General features: G+C 63.9%; 27 protein-coding genes. 24 read left to right on the forward strand and 3 right to left on the reverse strand.

What is annotated here, in order from left to right; all coding sequences use genetic code 11:
- Positions 1 to 96: 96 nt before the first annotated feature.
- The 3 genes from murJ to G4L39_RS11730 all read right to left on the reverse strand — a co-directional run bounded on the left by murJ (position 97) and on the right by G4L39_RS11730 (position 4008).
- Positions 97 to 1689 (reverse strand): murein biosynthesis integral membrane protein MurJ, encoded by a 1593-nt coding sequence (gene murJ, locus G4L39_RS11720; protein ID WP_165108370.1) that lies wholly within the window; start codon positions 1687 to 1689, stop codon positions 97 to 99.
- Positions 1690 to 2417: 728 nt separating this feature from the next.
- Entirely contained in the window at positions 2418 to 3182 is a 765-nt protein-coding gene (locus G4L39_RS11725) for an MBL fold metallo-hydrolase (protein WP_165108371.1), read from the reverse strand.
- A 190-nt stretch (positions 3183 to 3372) separates the two neighbouring features.
- Positions 3373 to 4008, reverse strand: coding sequence for a 3-keto-disaccharide hydrolase (locus G4L39_RS11730; RefSeq protein ID WP_165108372.1), 636 nt, complete (start codon positions 4006 to 4008; stop codon positions 3373 to 3375).
- Positions 4009 to 4886: 878 nt separating this feature from the next.
- On the opposite strand from G4L39_RS11730, the gene rplB reads away from it, so the two are divergent.
- The 24 genes from rplB (at position 4887) to G4L39_RS11850 (ending at position 17580) form a co-directional block, all read left to right on the forward strand.
- The gene (rplB, locus tag G4L39_RS11735) at positions 4887 to 5741 is read left to right on the forward strand and encodes a 50S ribosomal protein L2 (protein ID WP_165108373.1); all 855 of its coding nucleotides are present in this window, start codon (positions 4887 to 4889) and stop codon (positions 5739 to 5741) included.
- 6 nt (positions 5742 to 5747) lie between these two features.
- Complete coding sequence (gene rpsS, locus G4L39_RS11740) at positions 5748 to 6026, forward strand: 30S ribosomal protein S19 (protein WP_165108374.1); 279 nt, start codon at positions 5748 to 5750, stop codon at positions 6024 to 6026.
- A 1-nt stretch (position 6027) separates the two neighbouring features.
- Positions 6028 to 6378, forward strand: a complete 351-nt coding sequence (locus G4L39_RS11745) for a large ribosomal subunit protein uL22 (RefSeq protein WP_165108375.1) — start codon at positions 6028 to 6030, stop codon at positions 6376 to 6378.
- Between the two features lie 15 nt (positions 6379 to 6393).
- Positions 6394 to 7098, forward strand: a complete 705-nt coding sequence (rpsC, locus tag G4L39_RS11750) for a 30S ribosomal protein S3 (protein ID WP_165108376.1) — start codon at positions 6394 to 6396, stop codon at positions 7096 to 7098.
- A gap of 17 nt (positions 7099 to 7115) precedes the next feature.
- On the forward strand, positions 7116 to 7535 hold the full coding sequence (rplP, locus tag G4L39_RS11755; protein ID WP_165108377.1) for a 50S ribosomal protein L16: 420 nt from the start codon (positions 7116 to 7118) through the stop codon (positions 7533 to 7535).
- A 33-nt stretch (positions 7536 to 7568) separates the two neighbouring features.
- The gene (gene rpmC, locus G4L39_RS11760) at positions 7569 to 7775 is read left to right on the forward strand and encodes a 50S ribosomal protein L29 (protein WP_165108378.1); all 207 of its coding nucleotides are present in this window, start codon (positions 7569 to 7571) and stop codon (positions 7773 to 7775) included.
- The gene (gene rpsQ / locus G4L39_RS11765) at positions 7772 to 8071 is read left to right on the forward strand and encodes a 30S ribosomal protein S17 (protein ID WP_165108379.1); all 300 of its coding nucleotides are present in this window, start codon (positions 7772 to 7774) and stop codon (positions 8069 to 8071) included. The genes rpmC and rpsQ overlap by 4 nt, the downstream gene beginning before the upstream one ends.
- Before the next feature lie 11 nt (positions 8072 to 8082).
- A complete protein-coding gene (rplN, locus tag G4L39_RS11770; protein WP_165108380.1) occupies positions 8083 to 8448 on the forward strand; it encodes a 50S ribosomal protein L14 in 366 nt (121 codons plus the stop codon).
- Positions 8449 to 8454: 6 nt separating this feature from the next.
- Positions 8455 to 8727 (forward strand): 50S ribosomal protein L24, encoded by a 273-nt coding sequence (rplX, locus tag G4L39_RS11775; RefSeq protein WP_165108381.1) that lies wholly within the window; start codon positions 8455 to 8457, stop codon positions 8725 to 8727.
- A 37-nt stretch (positions 8728 to 8764) separates the two neighbouring features.
- A complete protein-coding gene (gene rplE / locus G4L39_RS11780; protein WP_165108382.1) occupies positions 8765 to 9310 on the forward strand; it encodes a 50S ribosomal protein L5 in 546 nt (181 codons plus the stop codon).
- A gap of 37 nt (positions 9311 to 9347) precedes the next feature.
- Positions 9348 to 9617, forward strand: coding sequence for a 30S ribosomal protein S14 (gene rpsN / locus G4L39_RS11785; RefSeq protein WP_165108383.1), 270 nt, complete (start codon positions 9348 to 9350; stop codon positions 9615 to 9617).
- Between the two features lie 6 nt (positions 9618 to 9623).
- Entirely contained in the window at positions 9624 to 10007 is a 384-nt protein-coding gene (gene rpsH, locus G4L39_RS11790) for a 30S ribosomal protein S8 (RefSeq protein WP_165108384.1), read from the forward strand.
- A 7-nt stretch (positions 10008 to 10014) separates the two neighbouring features.
- Positions 10015 to 10551 carry a 50S ribosomal protein L6 gene (gene rplF, locus G4L39_RS11795; protein ID WP_165108385.1) on the forward strand — a complete coding sequence of 179 codons (537 nt, stop codon included), beginning with the start codon at positions 10015 to 10017 and terminating at the stop codon, positions 10549 to 10551.
- Between the two features lie 38 nt (positions 10552 to 10589).
- Positions 10590 to 10988, forward strand: a complete 399-nt coding sequence (gene rplR / locus G4L39_RS11800; protein ID WP_165108386.1) for a 50S ribosomal protein L18 — start codon at positions 10590 to 10592, stop codon at positions 10986 to 10988.
- Between the two features lie 164 nt (positions 10989 to 11152).
- Positions 11153 to 11665, forward strand: a complete 513-nt coding sequence (gene rpsE / locus G4L39_RS11805; RefSeq protein ID WP_165108430.1) for a 30S ribosomal protein S5 — start codon at positions 11153 to 11155, stop codon at positions 11663 to 11665.
- A gap of 4 nt (positions 11666 to 11669) precedes the next feature.
- On the forward strand, positions 11670 to 12149 hold the full coding sequence (gene rplO / locus G4L39_RS11810; protein ID WP_165108387.1) for a 50S ribosomal protein L15: 480 nt from the start codon (positions 11670 to 11672) through the stop codon (positions 12147 to 12149).
- 14 nt (positions 12150 to 12163) lie between these two features.
- Positions 12164 to 13558, forward strand: a complete 1395-nt coding sequence (secY, locus tag G4L39_RS11815) for a preprotein translocase subunit SecY (RefSeq protein WP_165108388.1) — start codon at positions 12164 to 12166, stop codon at positions 13556 to 13558.
- A gap of 64 nt (positions 13559 to 13622) precedes the next feature.
- Complete coding sequence (gene map / locus G4L39_RS11820; protein ID WP_165108389.1) at positions 13623 to 14399, forward strand: type I methionyl aminopeptidase; 777 nt, start codon at positions 13623 to 13625, stop codon at positions 14397 to 14399.
- Positions 14396 to 14593, forward strand: a complete 198-nt coding sequence (infA, locus tag G4L39_RS11825; protein WP_165108390.1) for a translation initiation factor IF-1 — start codon at positions 14396 to 14398, stop codon at positions 14591 to 14593. Before map ends, infA begins: the two co-directional genes overlap by 4 nt.
- A complete protein-coding gene (rpmJ, locus tag G4L39_RS11830; RefSeq protein WP_165108391.1) occupies positions 14590 to 14703 on the forward strand; it encodes a 50S ribosomal protein L36 in 114 nt (37 codons plus the stop codon). The genes infA and rpmJ overlap by 4 nt, the downstream gene beginning before the upstream one ends.
- A 49-nt stretch (positions 14704 to 14752) precedes the next feature.
- Positions 14753 to 15148 carry a 30S ribosomal protein S13 gene (rpsM, locus tag G4L39_RS11835; RefSeq protein WP_165108392.1) on the forward strand — a complete coding sequence of 132 codons (396 nt, stop codon included), beginning with the start codon at positions 14753 to 14755 and terminating at the stop codon, positions 15146 to 15148.
- A gap of 24 nt (positions 15149 to 15172) precedes the next feature.
- A complete protein-coding gene (rpsK, locus tag G4L39_RS15820; protein WP_165108393.1) occupies positions 15173 to 15808 on the forward strand; it encodes a 30S ribosomal protein S11 in 636 nt (211 codons plus the stop codon).
- Positions 15809 to 15837: 29 nt separating this feature from the next.
- A complete protein-coding gene (gene rpsD, locus G4L39_RS11845; protein WP_165108394.1) occupies positions 15838 to 16449 on the forward strand; it encodes a 30S ribosomal protein S4 in 612 nt (203 codons plus the stop codon).
- A gap of 108 nt (positions 16450 to 16557) precedes the next feature.
- The gene (locus G4L39_RS11850; RefSeq protein ID WP_165108395.1) at positions 16558 to 17580 is read left to right on the forward strand and encodes a DNA-directed RNA polymerase subunit alpha; all 1023 of its coding nucleotides are present in this window, start codon (positions 16558 to 16560) and stop codon (positions 17578 to 17580) included.
- The last annotated feature ends 13 nt before the right edge of the window (positions 17581 to 17593 follow it).

The raw sequence follows: 17593 nt of genomic DNA on the forward strand, positions 1-17593 counted from the left end.
CCCGGGCGAATCAACGGATTTTCCGAGGCGGGAGCGGGGGCCGTGGCGGAATGTCGACAGACCTGTACGGACCCGCGATCTGGCGGGGCGTGAGGTTCAGCGGTGCATGCGGCCGGGGTTGGCTCGCGCGGATAAGAAGGATTGAACCAGGGCGGCCATTTCGGTGGCCAGGGGGAGGCGCGCCGCCCATGCCAGCAGTGCGTACGCGAGAGTGCCGAAAACCGCCGGGACGAACACCTGGCCGATGCGGACGGACAATGTCTCGGGACTCCACCGGGCTCTGGTCCAGTGCCAGACCAACCCCGTGATAACCGCGGTGATCAGGGCGATACCGATGAGGCGCAGGGCCGCGCGGCGCAGCTCATTCCAATCCAACCGGCGGAGTTTTTTGCGCAGGGCGTAGGCCAGCAGGGCCGCGTTGAGCGCGGAGGTCATGGTGTTGGCCAGTCCAAAACCGGCTTGCCGCAGGGGGAACACCAGCAGGAGGGAAAGTGCCAGGTTGATGGTGAGACAAACGATGCTGATGCGCATCGGTGTGAAGGTGTCGTCCAGGGCATAGAAGGCCCGGGCCAGGACGTTGACAACCGAATACGCCACCAGGCTGGGGGCGAGAAACTGCAGGGCCCACGCAGCGCGCAGGGTGGCGTCGGGCCCGAAGCGGCGCCCTTCGAACAGCAGCCGGATGATCGGCTCGGCCAACACCACCAGCATGACTGCCGCCCAGGTGTTGACCACCAGGAGATGGCCGATGCCGTGCCGCAGCGAATGGCGGAACGCCTGCCAGTCCTTGGAGGCAGCCAGGCCGGACAGCGTGGGCAGCAGATAGGTGGCCACGGAGATCCCGAACACGCCCTGGGGTAACTCCATCAGACGTACGGCGTAGTTGTAGGGTGCGATCACGGGCGCGCCGGGCTGGTCCACCCACAATCCGAGCATCTGCACCATCATGACATTGATGTGGAAGGCCGCCACGCCGATGGCGCCGGGCACCATGCGCCGCACCACCTCGCGCACGGTCGGATCACGCCAGGGCGGCACCCACTGGTATCGAAATCCCTCCCGATGCAGTGCCGGCCATTGGAAGGCTGCCTGGGCCAACCCGGCCACGAGCACGCCCCATGCAAGGGCATAAATCTGCTCGTGCAGCTCATGACCCCAACGCGGGGCCACCCACAACACAAAGGCGATCATGACCACGTTCAGCATGGTGGCGCCCATGGCCGGAATGAAGAAATACCCCCGGGCGTTCAGCATGCCCATGAGCACGGCGGTAAGGCACACCGGCAGCATGTAGGGGAACATGATCCGCAAGAGCGACAACATCAGGTGCACTCGTGCTTCCCAGGCGCCGATTTCAAGGGCCAGGGACACGCCCAGCAACACGAGGGCGATGATCACCGCGGCCGCCACGATCAGCCCGGAAATCACGGCATTGGCCGCCTGCCACATCGCCCGGGTGTCACCGCTGCGTTCCTTTTGTTTGAAGATGGGGATGAACGCCGCGGTCAGGGCACCTTCGCCCAGAAGCCGACGGAACAGATTGGGCATGGTGAAGGCCACCTGGAACGCGCCGGCTACCCATCCGTCCCCCATGAAACGCGCGTACACCATCTCACGGACCATGCCGAGAATGCGGCTGGTCAACGTGGCCACGGCCATGGCGCCTGATGATTTCAGCAGCTGCGACATTCGTTCGGCGGCGCAGTGTAAGGGCCCGGGCCGCAGGGCCCAAAGCGGAAAGTCCACCAGGGCGATGGCATCTTCGTCAGCGGCCGGGAGGGGCCCGGGATGGGCCCGTGGACGTTCGCCGGTTCCGACCCTGTCAAACTTTCAGGAACCGCCAGAGCTCGGCCGGGCAGAGGATGCGTGAAGGTCGCCGTGCGGGAAGGCTTCGCGGCCCGGCAGAGGTCCCGGGGTCGCTCCGGGTCGGTTCATGCCCGGAGTGACAGAACGGAGAAGGCACCGGATACGGGTGAAGAGTGCACCCGCGCCGGCCCTGGTCGCAGCATGCCCGTTTCCGGAACCACTGGTGGTGGCTTGAAAAACCGGGAGACCCCGGAACGGAGAAGCCAGAGACCAGGGTCCGGGGCGGGTGGCTGCATGGGGTCAAAGCGATCGGTGGGGAAGCGGGGCGGGGCTGCGCGGTATGGCCCGGCGGGGCTTCATGGGGCTCAGCCGGGGCCCGTACCCGGTTCATGTGGAGTTCTGCAAGGCCCGGCGCCGGTGTGCCGAGACCTGGGGATGTCGTGGAGCCCTGCGGTTATTGGCGGCACCGGCGGGTTCTCTTCTCTTCGGCAGCGGGTGTGGACTCGATGCCGGTGAGGTGCTCTCCAAAAGGTCGTTGTGGGAAAGAGTCCGGGGTGATTCGCGCCGAGTGCCGTGGCGTTGGGCGGGTGCGTGTGGGTGGCGGGCAGGGGTCAAGGCCGGTACCAGTCCCGCAGGCGGATTTCCACGCCGGAGTCCTGACCGACGAGGGCGCGGAACCTTTCCAAATCGGATCCCCGGTAATGGTACGGGTAAACGATGCGGGGTCGGAACGATCGAACGGCGTCGGCGGCCTGTTCCACGCTCATGGTGTATGGCAGGTTCATGCAGACGAAAGCGATGTGAATGTCGCGGAGGCTCCGCATTTCGGGGATATCTTCGGTGTCGCCGCTGATATAGACGCGGCTGGAACCGGCCGTGATCAGATAACCGTTGCCGCGTCCCCTGGGATGATACTGGAGACGTTCCGGGGTGAGGTTGTACATGGGCACGGCTTGGATGGTGAGCCCCATAAGCTGGGTGCTTGCCCCGTTGGTGAGGATGGTGGTGGCTTTTCGGAGGCTGTCGGGGATGCGTTCCGCAACGGCCGGCGGGGCGACCAGCCGTGTGGCCGGGGTGCAGACGGCCTGGAGGGTCTCCACACTGAAGTGGTCGCCATGGATATCGGTGATGAGCACCAGGTCGGGCCGCGGCAGGGCGGCAAACCGGTTGGCGCCACCGACGGGGTCCACGTAAATGACGTGGTTCTGCCAACCCAGGACAAAGGTCGCGTGCTGGATGGGGTGTACGATCCACTCCCCCTCCGGGGTGGGGATGCGGTCACCGGGAAGTGTGGTGCCGGCTTCGGCGGCGGCCAGACGAAGTCCCCAAAGGAGGCAGCCGGCCAGGCAGGTTGCAATCGTTCTGCTGGAGCTCATGCAAGAAAGGTGGCGCCCCTGCCGCCGGGTGGCAAGAGCGGGGTGAAGGGGCTTGTCCCGGCCCGGGATCCGGCCGGGCCCGATGCGCGCGGGCGGCGCGGGTTTGGGCTTGAGCAAAAGGAACGGGCGGCCCTGGAAAGCGGACCGCCCGTCGTTAAAGTGAAGGTTCGACTGCGGATGGTTGAGCGGATCAGTCGAGCCGTTTGACGCGGATGTTGCGGTAGCGCACGACACTGTTGGGGTCGTGGGCCTGGAGGGCGAAGGTGCCTTCGCCGAGTTTTCGTTCGAACGGCCGGCCCGGCTGGGCGCCCTCGGGTTCCACATATTGGAGCACGATGATGCCATCGACCTTCACCGTAACGGTCCGACCCTCCACAATGATTTCCTGGGTCCACCATTTCCGGTCCTGGGAGAAGGCGTGGCCGATGTTGACAATGCCGTACAGGCTGCCGGTTTTGATCCAGTCGGAGTGTGTGCAATTGACCTGGGACTCGAAACCGGCGCGCGGCCAGTCACGGTCCTGGTAACGGGTATGGAAGTAAATGCCACCGTTGGAGCCCGGCTCGGTCATGACCTCGACCTTTAGATGGAAGTTCTTGAAGGGCCGGCCATCTCCCTCGTAGAAAAGGTGCGACCGTGGTCCGTGCGCGACAAAGGCGCCGTCCTCGATGGTCCAGCTGTCCGGATTCTCCGCCGATTTGCGCCAGCCATTGAAGGTCTTGCCATCCATCAACGGGACAAAACCCTCTTCGACTTCGGCGGCGCGAACGTGCCCGATCATGAGCGCACCGGTGAGGACTGCGATGCTGAGCAAGGTTCGTTTCATGCGGGCAAGGTATCGGGCCCGGCCACGGTGACAAGAGGAAAGGCCCGAAGAGCGGCCGAAAGGATTTCCTTTCGATCGGCCGGGACGCAATGGCGGCCCTTCACGTTGACGCGGCGGCCTTGCGTTGGGCGGATCCTTTTGGCCTCTGGACAGGGCGGGAGGAATCAGGGCCACGGGTCGGGTCTCTGTAAGGGGCCGTTGAGAAAGAAGTGGCTGAACACGGGAGTCTTCATCTCACGGGGCCTTGCTCAAGGAGGAGGTGTCGACTGCGGTCCCGAGAAGGGTTGTGTGACCGGGCTTTGAGGGACCGTGGGGTGGCGCGATGAGGTGGGCTGCTGCTGGAGGCGATTCGCCGGGACCGATGAGGAGCGACACGGCCCAATGGGATTGCAAAGGGCCGTGGCAGTGGATCGCCGCGGCGCTGGCCACAAGCGGCACGGCCGAGCCGGGCAGCGGGGGCGACCCAATGGCGGCGGTGCTTTGAGTGATGCTTGAGGTGCGGTTTTGGTGGGGGTCCGAATGCCGAGGTTCGCCGGTGTAGGATCCCCGCGTGGCGGGGCTCGCGGGAGGACGTCGCCAACAGCTGGGAATCCGGGCGCACGGCTGGCAGGTTATGGTGGTTCCCGGCGGGACGCGTTTTGAGATCCGGCAAGCCGGGCGTGTGGCGGGATTTGGTCGGCGATCCCGGGCGGATCTTTTTTGCAAAGAAACCCCTTGCGCGGGGACGGGCGGTTGCTATACTTCGTGCTCCGTTTCGCCCCGAAAGGCGGGGTGCGAAACACGGACAGCACCATGTTGGCGGGCCGATAACCGCGCCCGGGAGGGCCGGGACTGATGGTCCGCTGCTCCAAAGTGGCTGACGAAAGAGTGCACGTTTTATGCCTGTAAAGACTTTTCGACCGCTGACGCCGTCGTTGCGGTTCATGACGGTCGCGGACTTCAGTGATATCACGAAGACGCGGCCGGAGAAGAAGCTGGTCGTCACGCGCAAGAAGACCGGCGGCCGCAACATGTATGGTCGGATCACCGCGCGCGGCATCGGTGGAGGACACAAACAGAAGATCCGCCTGGTGGATTTCAAGCGGGACAAGCACGGGGTCGAGGCCACCGTGGTGGCGATTGAGTACGACCCGTGTCGGTCGGCCCGGTTGGCGTTGCTACAATACGCCGACGGGGAAAAACGCTACATCCTTGCGCCCAACGGGCTGAAGGTGGGCGCCAAGGTGATGAGCGGCCCCGACGCGCCCCCGGAGGTGGGCAACAGCCTTCCCCTGAAGGCGATTCCGATCGGCATGCAGATCCACAACATCGAGTTGGTCCCGGGTCGCGGAGGGCAGTTGGTGCGTAGCGCCGGTGCGGCGGCCACGTTGATGTCGCGGGACGGCGGGTACGCCCAGATCCGGCTGCCCTCGGGTGAGATTCGCCTGATTCACGAGAACTGCTACGCCACGATCGGGCAGGTGGGGAACCTGGACCACAACAACGTGGTTTTGGGGAAGGCGGGTCGGAGTCGGCATTTGGGGATCCGGCCGATCACCCGTGGCGTGGCGCGGAACCCTGTGGACCATCCCAACGGTGGTGGCGCGGGCAAGGCCAAGTCGGGTGGCGGCTGGCATCAACTGACGTCGCCGTGGGGTTTGTTGGCCAAGGGTGGGAAGACCCGGGACCGGCACAAGCCGTCGAACCGGTTCATCCTGGTGCGCCGGAACGGGTTGCCAATGAAACGGAAATAACGAGCCATGGGTCGTTCGCTGAAAAAAGGTCCGTTTGTTGATCCGAGCCTGATGGAGAAGATCCAGAAGGCACGGGCCAGCGGGTCGCGTGCGCCGATTCGCACCTGGTCCCGCCGCTCGATGATCACCCCGGATTTTGTGGGGCTGACGTTCAACGTTCACAACGGGAAGACGTTTCAGCCGGTGTTTGTGACGGAGAACATGGTGGGGCACCGGCTGGGAGAATTTGCGCCCACGCGGACTTTCCGCAAGCACGGGGCGCACACGGCCAAGGCGGAGAAGTGATATGGAAGTGTACGCCGTCACACGGAACGTGCCGATGTCGGCGCAAAAGATGCGGGAGGTGGTTCGGCAGATTCAGGGTCTTCCGGCGGTGGAGGCCCGGGCGCTGCTGAGCTTCATTCCGCGGAAGGGGGCCCGGTACGCCGAGTTGACGTTGCGCTCGGCCCTGGCCAACGCGGAGGAACTGGCCCGACAGGGCAAGATGGAGCGGGTGCCGCCGGAGCGTTGGCGGGTTCGTCTGGCCGTGGCGGAGACGGGCGTGACCTATCACCGGTGGATTCCGAAGGCGCGCGGGTCAGCGGGTCCGATCCGCAAACGGCACTGCCACGTTCGGATTGTGTTGAGCACGGACTAAAACGGTTTTGCGCATATGGGTCAGAAGACCAATCCCATCGGTTTTCGTCTGGCCGTCAACAAGGACTGGCGATCGCAGTGGTTCGCCAACAAACGGGATTTCCCGAAGTTGGTGGCCGAGGATTTCGCCATCCGCCAGTACCTGAAGAAGAAGCTGGAGTCGGCCTCGGTCTCCCGAATTTTGATTGAGCGGGCGGCCAATCGGTGCCGTGTGACGATCCGGACCGCGCGGCCCGGAGTGGTGATCGGGCGCAAGGGGGCGGAGATCGACCGGATCAAGGAGGATCTGGCCCGGATGACGGGCAAGGAGATCTACATCCACATCGACGACAATTTCAAACCGGAGGTGGAGGCCCAGCTGATTGCGGAGAGCGTGGCGCTGCAGCTGGAGCGCCGCGTGTCATTCCGGCGGGCCATGAAGAAGGCCATCCAGGCGGCGCGAGATTGTCGGGACGTGAAGATCGAGGGGATCAAGATTCGTTGCGCCGGCCGTCTGGGCGGTGCGGAGCTGGCCCGGGTGGAACATTACCACTGGGGCCGGGTGCCGCTGCACACGCTGCGGGCCAACATTGATTATGGGTTTGCCGAGGCCAACACCGTGTACGGCCGGATCGGTGTGAAGTGCTGGGTGTGTTTTGGCGAGGGCCCGGCGGCGGCCAACCGGGGTCGGACCGTGCCGGGTGCGACCGCGTCGGTGAACGGGACCAAAACCAACGCCTGAACAGGAGGGTTTGAGCCATGCCGTTGATGCCGGACAGGGTGAAGTACCGAAAGATGCACCGGGGCAGCCGGGCGGGCATCGCCTACCGGGGCAACACGGTCGCTTTCGGTGAGTACGGTCTACAGGCGCTGGGGCGGTGCTGGCTGGACACCAAACAGATCGAGGCCGCCCGCGTGGCCATCACGCGGCACATGAAGCGGCACGGGAAGTTGTGGATCCGTGTGTTTCCGCAGAAATCCTACACAAAAAAGCCGCTGGAAACCCGCATGGGTAAGGGCAAGGGACCCGTGGAATCCTGGGTGGCGGTGGTCCGGCCGGCGCAGATTCTGTTTGAGGTGGACGGGGTGCCCGAGTCGGTGGCGCGCGAAGCGATGCGGTTGGCGGCGAGCAAGCTGCCGATTGCAACCCGGTTTGTAACGCGGCATGCCCACGGTTGAGAGGGTTTGGAGGGCATCCAGTTGGAGACGTGTATGAAGAGGGACGAGTGGCGCAAGGTGCAGGAAATGACGATGCCGGAACTGCAGGCCCGGCTGCGGGAACTGCGCCAGGAGCTTTTCAACCTGCGCCTGCAGAAGGCAACGGCGCAATTGGAGAAACCGTCGCGGCTGCGGTTGCTGCGCCGGGACATTGCGCGGCTGGAGACGCGATTGACGCAACTGCGACGGCAGGCGAAATGACGGAGGTTTTTATGGTGGAGACGCAACCCACACCGGCGGTTCAGCGCGGTCATCGGAAGGAGCGCGTGGGCGAGGTGGTCTCCGCACGGATGATGAAGACGATTGTCGTCCGGGTGGAACGCCGATTTGCGCATCCGCGCTTTCGCAAGGTGGTCAAGGCGTACAAGAAGTACTACGTCCATGACGAAAAGGGCGAGGCGCGGGTGGGGGACCGGGTTCGGATTGTGGAGACCCGGCCGTTGTCGAAAACCAAGCGCTGGCGCCTGGTGGAGATTTTGGAACGGGCGGAGACCTGACGGAGGGAGTTATGCTGCAGGTACGATCGCATCTGGAAGTGGCTGACAACACGGGAGCCAAGCTGGCGTGGGCCATCGGGGTCTTGGGGCGCAACCAGCGGTACGCCCGTGTGGGCGACGTGATCAAGGTGCACATCAAGGCCGCCGCCCCGGATGGCATCGTGAAGAAGGGGGACGTCTGTAACGCGGTGGTGGTGCGGACCCGGCATCCGATCCGGCGCAGTGACGGGTCGTATTTGCGGTTCGACAGCAACGCGGTGGTCTTGATCGACAAGGACAACAACCCGCGCGGCACGCGCATATTCGGGCCGGTGGCTCGTGAGCTTCGGGAAAAGAAGTTCATGAAGATCATCTCGCTGGCCCCGGAGGTGATTTGAGGAGCCATGGGTGGATTGCACGTCAAACGTGGCGACGAGGTGGTGGTGATCGCGGGGGCCCACAAGGGCAAGCGCGGCCGGATCATCCATGTCGACCCAAAGCGGCAGCGCGTGCTGGTCGAGGGGGTCAACCTGATCAAGCGGCACGTGCGCAAAAGCCAGAGATATCCCCAGGGGGGCATTATCGAGCGGGAGGGCCCCATTCACGTATCGAACGTGATGCGGGTGGACGTGTACGAGGCGCGGCGGGCGCGGAAGGGCGCGCCGGCCGCCTCGTGAGAAGGACAACGGAGGGTTTACCGGCTGAGTCCCGTTCATGAAACCGAGACTTTATCAGAAGTACATCGAGGAGGTCGTCCCCGCGTTGCGGGAAAAGTACGGCTACACCAACCCCCATCAGATTCCGCGGTTGGTGAAGATCGTGGTGAACATGGGGGTCAAGGCCGAGCTGGAAAAGACGGCGGTGGACGATGCGGCGCGGGATCTGGCGTTGATCACCGGGCGGAGACCGGCCATCAACAAGGCCCGGCACAGCGTGGCCAACTTCAAGCTTCGCAAGGGGCAGCCGATCGGTTGTCGGGTGACGCTGCGCCGGGAGGTGATGTACGAGTTTTTCGATCGTCTGGTGTCGGCGGCGCTGCCGCGCATCCGCGACTTCCGGGGATTGTCCCCGCGCAGCTTTGACGGACGCGGCAATTACACCTTTGGGATCGCGGATCAGACGATCTTTCCGGAGATCGACCTGGACAAGATCAAACGGCATCAGGGGATGGACATTACCTTTGTGACCTCGGCGCGGACGGATGCCGAGGCGTACGATTTGCTGCGGTTGTTGGGACTGCCATTTGCCGCCGGCCGGTAAGGCGGTGGTTCGGCATGCCTGCGGAGAAGACTCTGTTATGGCCAAGAAATCGTGGATTGAGCGAAACAAGCGGAAGATGGCGACGGTGCAGAAGTACGCCGCCCTGCGGGCCGAACTGAAGGCCAGGCACGATTACGTGGGGCTGGCCAAGCTGCCCCGGGACGCCAGCCCGGTGCGGGTGGTCAATCGCTGTTCGATCACCGGCCGCCGTCGCGGGTACATCCGGAAGTTCGGCCTTTCGCGGCTGACCTTCCGGGAGGCGGCCCTGAACGGTCTGATTCCGGGAGTGATCAAGGCCAGCTGGTGATGCCCTATGGATCCCATTGCTGACATGCTGACGCGGATCCGGAACGGCGCCCGCGCGCTGCATCCGGTGGTGGAGGTGCCCTGGTCGCGGCTGAAGGAAAACATTGCCGCGGTGATGAAGAAGGAAGGGTTCCTGGCGGACTGGAACGTCGTGGGGGACAAGGTCAAGACCCTGCGACTCCACCTGAAGTACCGGGGGAAACGCTGCGTCATTGAAGGGCTGCAGAGGGTGAGCAAGCCCGGCTTGCGCCGCTATGTGGGAGCCCGGGAGATCCCCCGGGTTCGGGGTGGCCTGGGCATTGCCGTTGTGTCCACGTCGGAAGGGGTCATGACCGGATACGAAGCCCGGCGGAAAAACCTGGGCGGGGAACTGCTCTGTTACGTGTGGTAGGTGGTTTATGTCGCGCGTAGGGAAACAACCGGTACCGGTGCCTCCCCAAGTGAAGGTTCAGGTGGACGGGCGCACCGTCAGGGCCGAGGGCCCCAAGGGGAAGCTGAGCATGGAACTGCCACCGTTGACCTCGGCCCGGTTGGACGGCAACCGGATTGTGGTGGAACGCCTGGCCGATACCAAACAGGCCAAGGCCATGCACGGCTTGGGCCGTGCGCTGGTGAACAACCTGGTCCAGGGGGTTGCCCAAGGGTACCAGAAACGTTTGGAGATTCATGGGGTGGGGTTCCGCGCGTCGGTGCAGGGCAACACACTCACCTTGAATTTGGGCTTTTCGCATCCGGTGGTTTATCAGGCGCCCGAGGGCGTGAAGATCACCGTGGAGGAGAATACCAGGATCGTGGTGGAGGGTGCCGACAAACAGAAGGTCGGCCAGGTGGCCGCCCAGATTCGCAGCTTTTATCCGCCCGAGCCCTACAAGGGCAAGGGAATCCGCTACGAGGGTGAACAGATTATCCGGAAGGAGGGCAAGGCCGTTCAGTAACGGTCACCTCGCGATCACGGCCATACCGTGACACAACCATGAGAGTGGAACTCAAACACGAACGGGCTCGGAAGCGGCACTGGCGGGTGCGGAAGAAGGTGTCCGGCACGCCGGAACGTCCGCGCATGAGCGTCTGTTTCACCAACAAGCACATTTACGTCCAATTCATTGACGACACCAAGGGGGTGACGCTGGCGGCGGTTTCCACCCTGAGCCGGTCTCTGCCGGAACAGGAAAAGTTGGGGGCCAATGTCCGCAGCGCGCGAATCATAGGCCGGCTGGCGGCGGAGGCCGCCCTGGCCAGGGGGATTCGCAAGGTGGTGTTCGACCGGGGCTCGGCCCGGTACCACTGGTCGATGGGGAAGGACGGGCAGCCCGTGTACGGCAAGGTGGCCGCGCTGGCGATGGCGGCCCGGGAGGCCGGTCTGGAGTTTTGAACCAACGGAGGATCACCGTGGCTGACATTGAACCACAATTGCAGGAAGAGTTGACGGGCGGCGTCGACGACGTGCGCGAGGAGGAACGTCCCGCGCGCGGCGGTCGTCGGGCCATTGCGGAGGCGCCTGCGCTGACCTTTGCCACTTCCGAGGGCCCCGAGCTGATGGAGAAGGTGATCTTCATCAATCGCTCGGCCAAGGTGGTCAAGGGAGGGCGGCGTTTTTCGTTCAGTGCCCTGGTGGTGGCGGGGGACCGCAAAGGCCGTGTCGGTTTGGGCCTGGGCAAGGCAGGGGAGGTGGCCGACGCCATCCGCCGCGGCGGCGAGATCGCCAAGGCGAACATGGTGCCGGTGGCTCTGCTGGGTCCGACCATCCCGCACGAGGTGGTGAGCCGGTTCGATGGCGCGGAGGTCCTGCTCAAGCCGGCCTCGCAGGGGACCGGAGTAATTGCCGGACGCACCGTGCGGGCGGTGTTGGAGGCCGCGGGTGTGCGCGACGTGCTCAGCAAGTGCATGGGATCGCGCAATCCAATCAATGTGGCCCAGGCCACGTTGAAGGCATTGCTGAAACTGCGGCTGCCGGAGGAGGTTTTCGAGGAACGCGGGCTGAACCGCGGGCGCAAGACGGCCACGGAGCCGTCGGGCGCAGCGGCCGAATCTGCAAACACGGGAGCCTGAAGTTATGCGATTGCACGATTTGAAACCCCGACCCGGGGCCAAACATCGTCGGAAGCGTCTGGGCATTGGCGAATCGAGCGGCCACGGCAAGACCAGCGGTCGCGGTGGCAAGGGCCAGACAGCCCGGTCGGGATCGTCCATCCGACCCGGGTTCGAGGGTGGTCAGATGCCCCTGATCCGCCGGCTGCCCAAGCGCGGATTCAACAACAAGCGGTTTGCCACCCGGTACATCCCGGTCAACGTGGAGGCCCTAAACCGGTTTGCCGACGACACGGTGGTGGACGAGGCGCTCCTGCGCCAGGCCGGCCTGGCCAACGGACCGGCCGACGGGATCAAGATTTTGGGCCGGGGCGAACTGACCCGGCGTCTGGTTGTTCGGGCACACGCCTTCAGCGCGTCGGCCCGTGCGCAGATCGAGGCGCGCGGAGGCCGGTGCGAGGTGGTGCCGTTGAGTGGCACCGGGGCTCCGGCTGCGGCCGCTTGACCGTTGCGCGCACCATGTTCGCCAGCATCGCCCAGACCCTCAGCAACTGTTTCCGCATTCCGGAGCTGAAGTCACGGATCCTGTTCACCCTGGGTCTCCTGGCCGTGGCCCGGCTGACCGCCTACATCCATTGTCCCGGGCTGGATGGGAATGCACTGGCCGAGTTTTTCCGTGAGGCGGCCCAGCGGAATGCGGGGGGCGGTGTGCTGGGATTGTACAGCTTGTTCACCGGCGGTGCCCTGGAGAACTGTGCCGTGGGCGCCCTGGGGATCATGCCGTACATCAGCGCCACCATCATCATCCAGCTGATGACCGCGGTGATCCCCCAACTCAGCAAGCTGGCCCGCGAAGAGGGCGGACGCACCAAACTCATCCAATACGGCCGGTACCTGACCGTGGTGCTGTGTTTGGGCCAGGGTTTTGTCATGGCCCTTGGTTGGGAGCATCCGGAAAAAATCTTTGGCGAGGGCATCGGGCGGCTGGTCCTCTATGACGACACCCCGTTGCAGATCTGGTGGTACCGGATCCAAACCACCTTGATCCTGACCACGGGCACGATGTTGTTGATGTGGTTGGGCGAACAGATCACCGATCGCGGGATCGGCAACGGCGTGTCCCTGATCATTACCGTGGGCATTTTGGCGCGACTGCCCGCGGCGTTCATTTCGCTCAGGGACATGTTCTTCCCCGGGCAGGGACTTGAGGCCCGTTACAATCTCGGCCATGCCGTGGCCCTGGTGGTGTTGTTGCTGGCCGTGATCGCGGGGATCATCGCCGTCACCCAGGCCCAGCGGAAGATCCCGGTTCAGTACGCCCAGCGGGCCGTCGGACGCAAGGTATACGCCGGCGGCACCTCCTTCCTCCCCCTGCGGGTGAACTATTCGGGCGTCATGCCCATCATCTTCGCCCAGGCGGTTTTGATGTTCCCGGAGCAAATCTTCAGCCGGTTGGGGCAGCTGTATGACGTGAAGTTGTTCCGGGACCTGGCGGGCAGCCTGGGGCACGGCGGCACGCTGTACCTGGTGCTGTACACGTTGATGATTCTGTTTTTCTCGTATTTCTGGGTGGCGACCCAGTTCAACGAACTTCAAATTGCGGATGACCTGAAGAAGCACGGCGGCTACATTCCCGGCGTCCGCCCCGGCGCTGCCACCAGCGAATACCTGCACAATGCGATGCATCGGATCACCCTGGCCGGTGCGGTGTTCCTGATGATCATTGCCGTCATCCCCGAGTTGCTTTACAGCCGCATGCAGGTCCCCTACGCGGTGGCCACGTTTTTCGGGGGGACCAGCCTGTTGATCACCGTGGGTGTGATGCTGGACACCATGCGCCAGGTGGAAACCCACTTGCTGATGCGGCATTATGATGGATTTTTGAAGAAGGGCCGCATCCGGGGCCGCTTCTGAGGAGGAGCCACAACGGCTCCATCCGCCTGCGGGCAGGGCCCGGGGCGGCCGGGGCGAGGCAGCCATGATCATTCTCAAGACCGAACGCGATTTGGAGGCCATGCGACCCGCCTGTCGGGTGGCCGCACAGGTCTTGAAGGAGACGGCGGCTTTCGTCCGTCCCGGTGTGACCACCCGCGAGGTGGAGGAGTTCGCCGCGGAACGGATGAAACATTACGGGGCCCGAAGTGCGTTTCTGGGCTATCGGAAATATCCGTGCCACATCTGCATCTCGGTGAACAACGAAGTGGTCCACGGGCTGGCCGGACCCCGGCGGCTCGAGTTCGGCGACATCGTCAGCCTGGACGTGGGCGTGTACTACCGGGGGTTTGTGGGCGACACGGCCGTGACCGTGCCCGTGGGCGGGTGCAGTGTGGAGGCGCAGCGGTTGTTGGACGTGACCCGGCAGGCCTTGTGGGAGGGCATCCGGCGGGCCCTGCCGGGGAACCGCGTGGTGGACATTTCCCGTGCCATCCAGGAATACGTGGAGGGGCACGGGTTCAGCGTGGTCCGCGAGTTTGTGGGCCATGGCGTTGGCCGGAGTGTGCACGAGCAGCCCGAGGTGCCGAATTTCGTGGATGGAAAACCATCGCCGAAGCTCCGGCCCGGGATGACGCTGGCCATTGAGCCGATGGTGAACGCCGGCGGGCCGGAGATTCAGGTGCTCAGTGATGGCTGGACAGCGGTCACGAAAGATGGTTCACTATCCGCTCACTTTGAGCACACCGTCCTGATCACCGAGGGCGAGCCCGAGGTCCTCACATGCACGGACGAGGACAATGGACGGTGGACGCCGAGGTGAAGGAGCCCCTGGGACCGGGCGTGTACCGGGCGCGTCTGCCCAACGGGCACGAGTTGGTGGCCTTTGTGCGGGGTCGGGCCCGGACCCGGGCACCGGTGTGGAAGCCCGGCGACCGGATTCGCGTGACGGTTACGGCGTACGATTTGTCGGCCGGTTGGATTGAGTGGGAAGAGACGAAGGAGCAAACGTTATGAAGGTCAGAGCGTCAGTTCGGCGGCTGTGCGAGCACTGCAAGGTGGTGCGTCGCAAGGGCGTGATCCGCATCATTTGCAAAAACCCGCGCCACAAACAGCGTCAGGGCTGAGAGGAAGGTTCGGGTGAACAGCAACCCTTGAGTCAAAGGAAGCGTCGTTATGCCACGCATCATCGGTGTTGAGATTCCGGGCAACAAGCCCATTGAAATCGCCCTGCGGTACATCTACGGGATCGGGCCCACCCTGGCCAGGGAGATCTGCCAGCGGGCGCAGATTGATCCCCACATCCGGGCCAAGGACCTGACCGAGCAACAGATTTCCCAGATCGTCCACGCCATTCAGGAGGGCGGCTACGTGATCGAGGGCGACCTTCGGCGTGAGATCGGTCTGAACCTGAAACGGCTGCAGGCCATCAAGTGTTACCGGGGCCTGCGGCACATCCGGGGTCTGCCGGTGCGCGGCCAGCGCACGCAGACCAATGCGCGCACGCGCAAGGGCCCCCGCAAGACGGTGGGTGTGCAGCGCAACCCACATGCGAAGAAGGGCATCCACTAAACGGTCTTAAACCGGGACACCGTTATGGCTGAAGCGAATCCGACAGCTCCCGCACCCGAGTCCAAGCCGCAGTCCGCGGCCGCCGAGTCGAAGCAGGAAAAGGCGGACAAGGCGGAGAAACCGGCCAAGGCGGCCAAGCCCAAGGCCTCCAAGGCGGCCAAGGAAACCAAGGACACCAAGGAAAAGGAAAGCAAAGCACGGGCCGAGGCGGAGGCGCCCGCCGGTCCCACGGCGGGCACGGCGCCCACGGCCGAGGAGTTGCTGGGGGATGAACTGGCTCCCAAGAAGATCATCAAGGCCAAGGGCTCCAAGAACATCACCACCGGGATTGCGAACATCCTGGCCACGTTCAACAACACGATCGTGACCATCACCGACATGCAGGGCAACGTGATCGGATGGTCCAGTGCGGGCCGGGTGGGGTTCAAGGGCTCGCGGAAGAGCACGGCCTATGCGGCCCAGTTGGTGGCGCAGGATGCCGCCCGGCGGGCCATGGCCCACGGGATGCGCGAGGTGGAGGTGCGGGTGAAAGGGCCCGGTTCCGGTCGCGAGGCCGCCATCCGCGCCCTGCAGGCGATCGGGTTGGAGATTACGGTGATCAAGGACGTGACGCCGGTGCCGCACAACGGCTGTCGTCCGCGCAAGAAACGGAGAGTTTGAGGCTTCCACCAGCAGACAGAATCTAGGTTATGGCACGATATACCGGCCCGCGTGTTCGGATCAGCCGCCGATTCGGGATTCCGATCTTCGGCGATTCCAAGTACTTGGAGCGGCGGAATTACCCGCCGGGGGTGCACGGCCCCAAGGCGGCGCGTCGGAAGCTGACCGACTATGCCCTGGGGTTGATGGAGAAACAAAAGCTCCGCTATTACTACGGTTTGCAGGAGCGGCAATTCCGGCGCGTGTACGAACAGGCGCTGCGCCGTCGGGGTGTGACCGGCGAGACGATGCTGCAGATCCTGGAGATGCGGCTGGACAACGTGGTGTACCGTCTGGGGTTTGCACCGACCCGGCCTGCGGCCCGACAGATGGTGACCCACGGGCACATCCGCGTGAACGGTCGCAAGGTGACCATTCCCTCCTATGCGGTGAAGGTGGGCGATGTGATTGAGCCGAAAGACTCGGACGTCTCGCGGCAGCTGGTGAACCGGGGGCTGGAGAGCTCGACCGGGCGTCCGGTGCCGGACTGGGTTTCGGTCAACCGGGATGCGTTGCGGGGCGTGGTGATGCGGGTGCCCACCCGGGACGAGATCCAACCCATCGCCAACGAACAGGCCGTGGTGGAATTTTACTCCCGCTAAAGTTGAACCAGGGGCCCCGCGGGGGCGGGGCCATGCAATTATATGGGCCCGGTTCGGTGCGGGAGCCGGATCGGGTCAGGTTAAAATTGCAGGAAAGGAAACACATCCATGCCGGTACGACTGGGTCCGTTTGAAATGCCCAAGCGGTTGGTCAAGGACGAGGCCACCGCGACGGCGACCTATGCCAAGTTCACGGCCGAACCGTTTGAAACCGGTTACGGTCACACGCTGGGAAATTCCCTGCGCCGGGTGCTGCTTTCCTCATTGGAGGGCGCGGCCATCACCTCGGTCAAGATTGACGGTGCCCTCCACGAGTTTTCCGCCATTGACGGGGTCATCGAGGACGTGACGGACATCGTCCTCAATCTGAAAAAGATCAAGTTCAAGGCCCACACCCGGGAACCGCAGACCCTCCTGCTGTCGGTGCACAAGGAGGGGCCGGTGACCGCCGGCGACATTCAGCTCAACCAGAACGTCGAGCTGGTCAACCCGGAGCAGCTCATCTGCACGCTGGCCAAGAAGAAGAAGTTTGAGATGGAACTGGAGGTGAAGGTCGGGCGCGGTTTCTGTCCTGCCGACGAGAACAAGAAGCCGGGCCAACCCATTGGTGTGATTGCCATTGACTCGATTTTCTCCCCGGTGACCCGCGTGCGTTACACGGTCGAGGCCGCGCGCGTGGGCCAGAAGACCGACTACGATCGGTTGATCCTTGAGATCTGGACCGACGGCCGGATTTCCCCCGACGATGCCCTGGTGCAGGCTTCCGCCATCCTGCAGCGGCATCTGGACGTGTTCGTGGGCTACGACAAGAACGCCGTGCAGTTCGAGGAAACCACGAAGAAGGAGGACGAGGAACGGCAGCGATTGCGGAAGCTGCTCAACATGAGCGTCAACGAGATCGAGTTGAGCGTGCGGGCGGCCAACTGCCTCAACAACGCCAACATCACCACGGTGGGGCAATTGGCCATGAAGACCGAGCAGGAGATGCTGAAGTACCGCAACTTCGGCAAGAAATCCCTCAACGAGATCAAGGAGAAACTGGCCCAGCTCGGGTTGACCCTGGGAATGAAGTTCGATCCCAGCCTGCTGGAGCCGCCCAAGGAAGAATCCAAAAAGTCCCTGGCCACCTGAATGGCAGGGGTTG

Origin of the sequence: Limisphaera ngatamarikiensis (assembly GCF_011044775.1) — a bacterium.
GTDB lineage: Bacteria > Verrucomicrobiota > Verrucomicrobiia > Limisphaerales > Limisphaeraceae > Limisphaera > Limisphaera ngatamarikiensis.

Coding starts and splice junctions, on each gene's coding strand:
- rpsM (WP_165108392.1), top strand. CDS start 14,753: ATGCCACGCATCATCGGTGTTGAGATTCCGGGCAACAAGCCCATTGAA.
- rplN (WP_165108380.1), top strand. CDS start 8,083: ATGCTGCAGGTACGATCGCATCTGGAAGTGGCTGACAACACGGGAGCC.
- rplX (WP_165108381.1), top strand. CDS start 8,455: ATGGGTGGATTGCACGTCAAACGTGGCGACGAGGTGGTGGTGATCGCG.
- secY (WP_165108388.1), top strand. CDS start 12,164: ATGTTCGCCAGCATCGCCCAGACCCTCAGCAACTGTTTCCGCATTCCG.
- rpsS (WP_165108374.1), top strand. CDS start 5,748: ATGGGTCGTTCGCTGAAAAAAGGTCCGTTTGTTGATCCGAGCCTGATG.
- murJ (WP_165108370.1), bottom strand. CDS start 1,689: ATGTCGCAGCTGCTGAAATCATCAGGCGCCATGGCCGTGGCCACGTTG.
- G4L39_RS11850 (WP_165108395.1), top strand. CDS start 16,558: ATGCCGGTACGACTGGGTCCGTTTGAAATGCCCAAGCGGTTGGTCAAG.
- rplF (WP_165108385.1), top strand. CDS start 10,015: ATGTCGCGCGTAGGGAAACAACCGGTACCGGTGCCTCCCCAAGTGAAG.
- G4L39_RS11730 (WP_165108372.1), bottom strand. CDS start 4,008: ATGAAACGAACCTTGCTCAGCATCGCAGTCCTCACCGGTGCGCTCATG.
- rplR (WP_165108386.1), top strand. CDS start 10,590: ATGAGAGTGGAACTCAAACACGAACGGGCTCGGAAGCGGCACTGGCGG.
- rpsE (WP_165108430.1), top strand. CDS start 11,153: ATGGAGAAGGTGATCTTCATCAATCGCTCGGCCAAGGTGGTCAAGGGA.
- G4L39_RS11745 (WP_165108375.1), top strand. CDS start 6,028: ATGGAAGTGTACGCCGTCACACGGAACGTGCCGATGTCGGCGCAAAAG.
- rpsN (WP_165108383.1), top strand. CDS start 9,348: ATGGCCAAGAAATCGTGGATTGAGCGAAACAAGCGGAAGATGGCGACG.
- rpsC (WP_165108376.1), top strand. CDS start 6,394: ATGGGTCAGAAGACCAATCCCATCGGTTTTCGTCTGGCCGTCAACAAG.
- rplP (WP_165108377.1), top strand. CDS start 7,116: ATGCCGTTGATGCCGGACAGGGTGAAGTACCGAAAGATGCACCGGGGC.
- map (WP_165108389.1), top strand. CDS start 13,623: ATGATCATTCTCAAGACCGAACGCGATTTGGAGGCCATGCGACCCGCC.
- rpmJ (WP_165108391.1), top strand. CDS start 14,590: ATGAAGGTCAGAGCGTCAGTTCGGCGGCTGTGCGAGCACTGCAAGGTG.
- rplB (WP_165108373.1), top strand. CDS start 4,887: ATGCCTGTAAAGACTTTTCGACCGCTGACGCCGTCGTTGCGGTTCATG.
- G4L39_RS11725 (WP_165108371.1), bottom strand. CDS start 3,182: ATGAGCTCCAGCAGAACGATTGCAACCTGCCTGGCCGGCTGCCTCCTT.
- rpsK (WP_165108393.1), top strand. CDS start 15,173: ATGGCTGAAGCGAATCCGACAGCTCCCGCACCCGAGTCCAAGCCGCAG.
- rplE (WP_165108382.1), top strand. CDS start 8,765: ATGAAACCGAGACTTTATCAGAAGTACATCGAGGAGGTCGTCCCCGCG.
- rpsD (WP_165108394.1), top strand. CDS start 15,838: ATGGCACGATATACCGGCCCGCGTGTTCGGATCAGCCGCCGATTCGGG.
- rpsH (WP_165108384.1), top strand. CDS start 9,624: ATGGATCCCATTGCTGACATGCTGACGCGGATCCGGAACGGCGCCCGC.
- rpsQ (WP_165108379.1), top strand. CDS start 7,772: ATGACGGAGGTTTTTATGGTGGAGACGCAACCCACACCGGCGGTTCAG.
- rplO (WP_165108387.1), top strand. CDS start 11,670: ATGCGATTGCACGATTTGAAACCCCGACCCGGGGCCAAACATCGTCGG.
- rpmC (WP_165108378.1), top strand. CDS start 7,569: ATGAAGAGGGACGAGTGGCGCAAGGTGCAGGAAATGACGATGCCGGAA.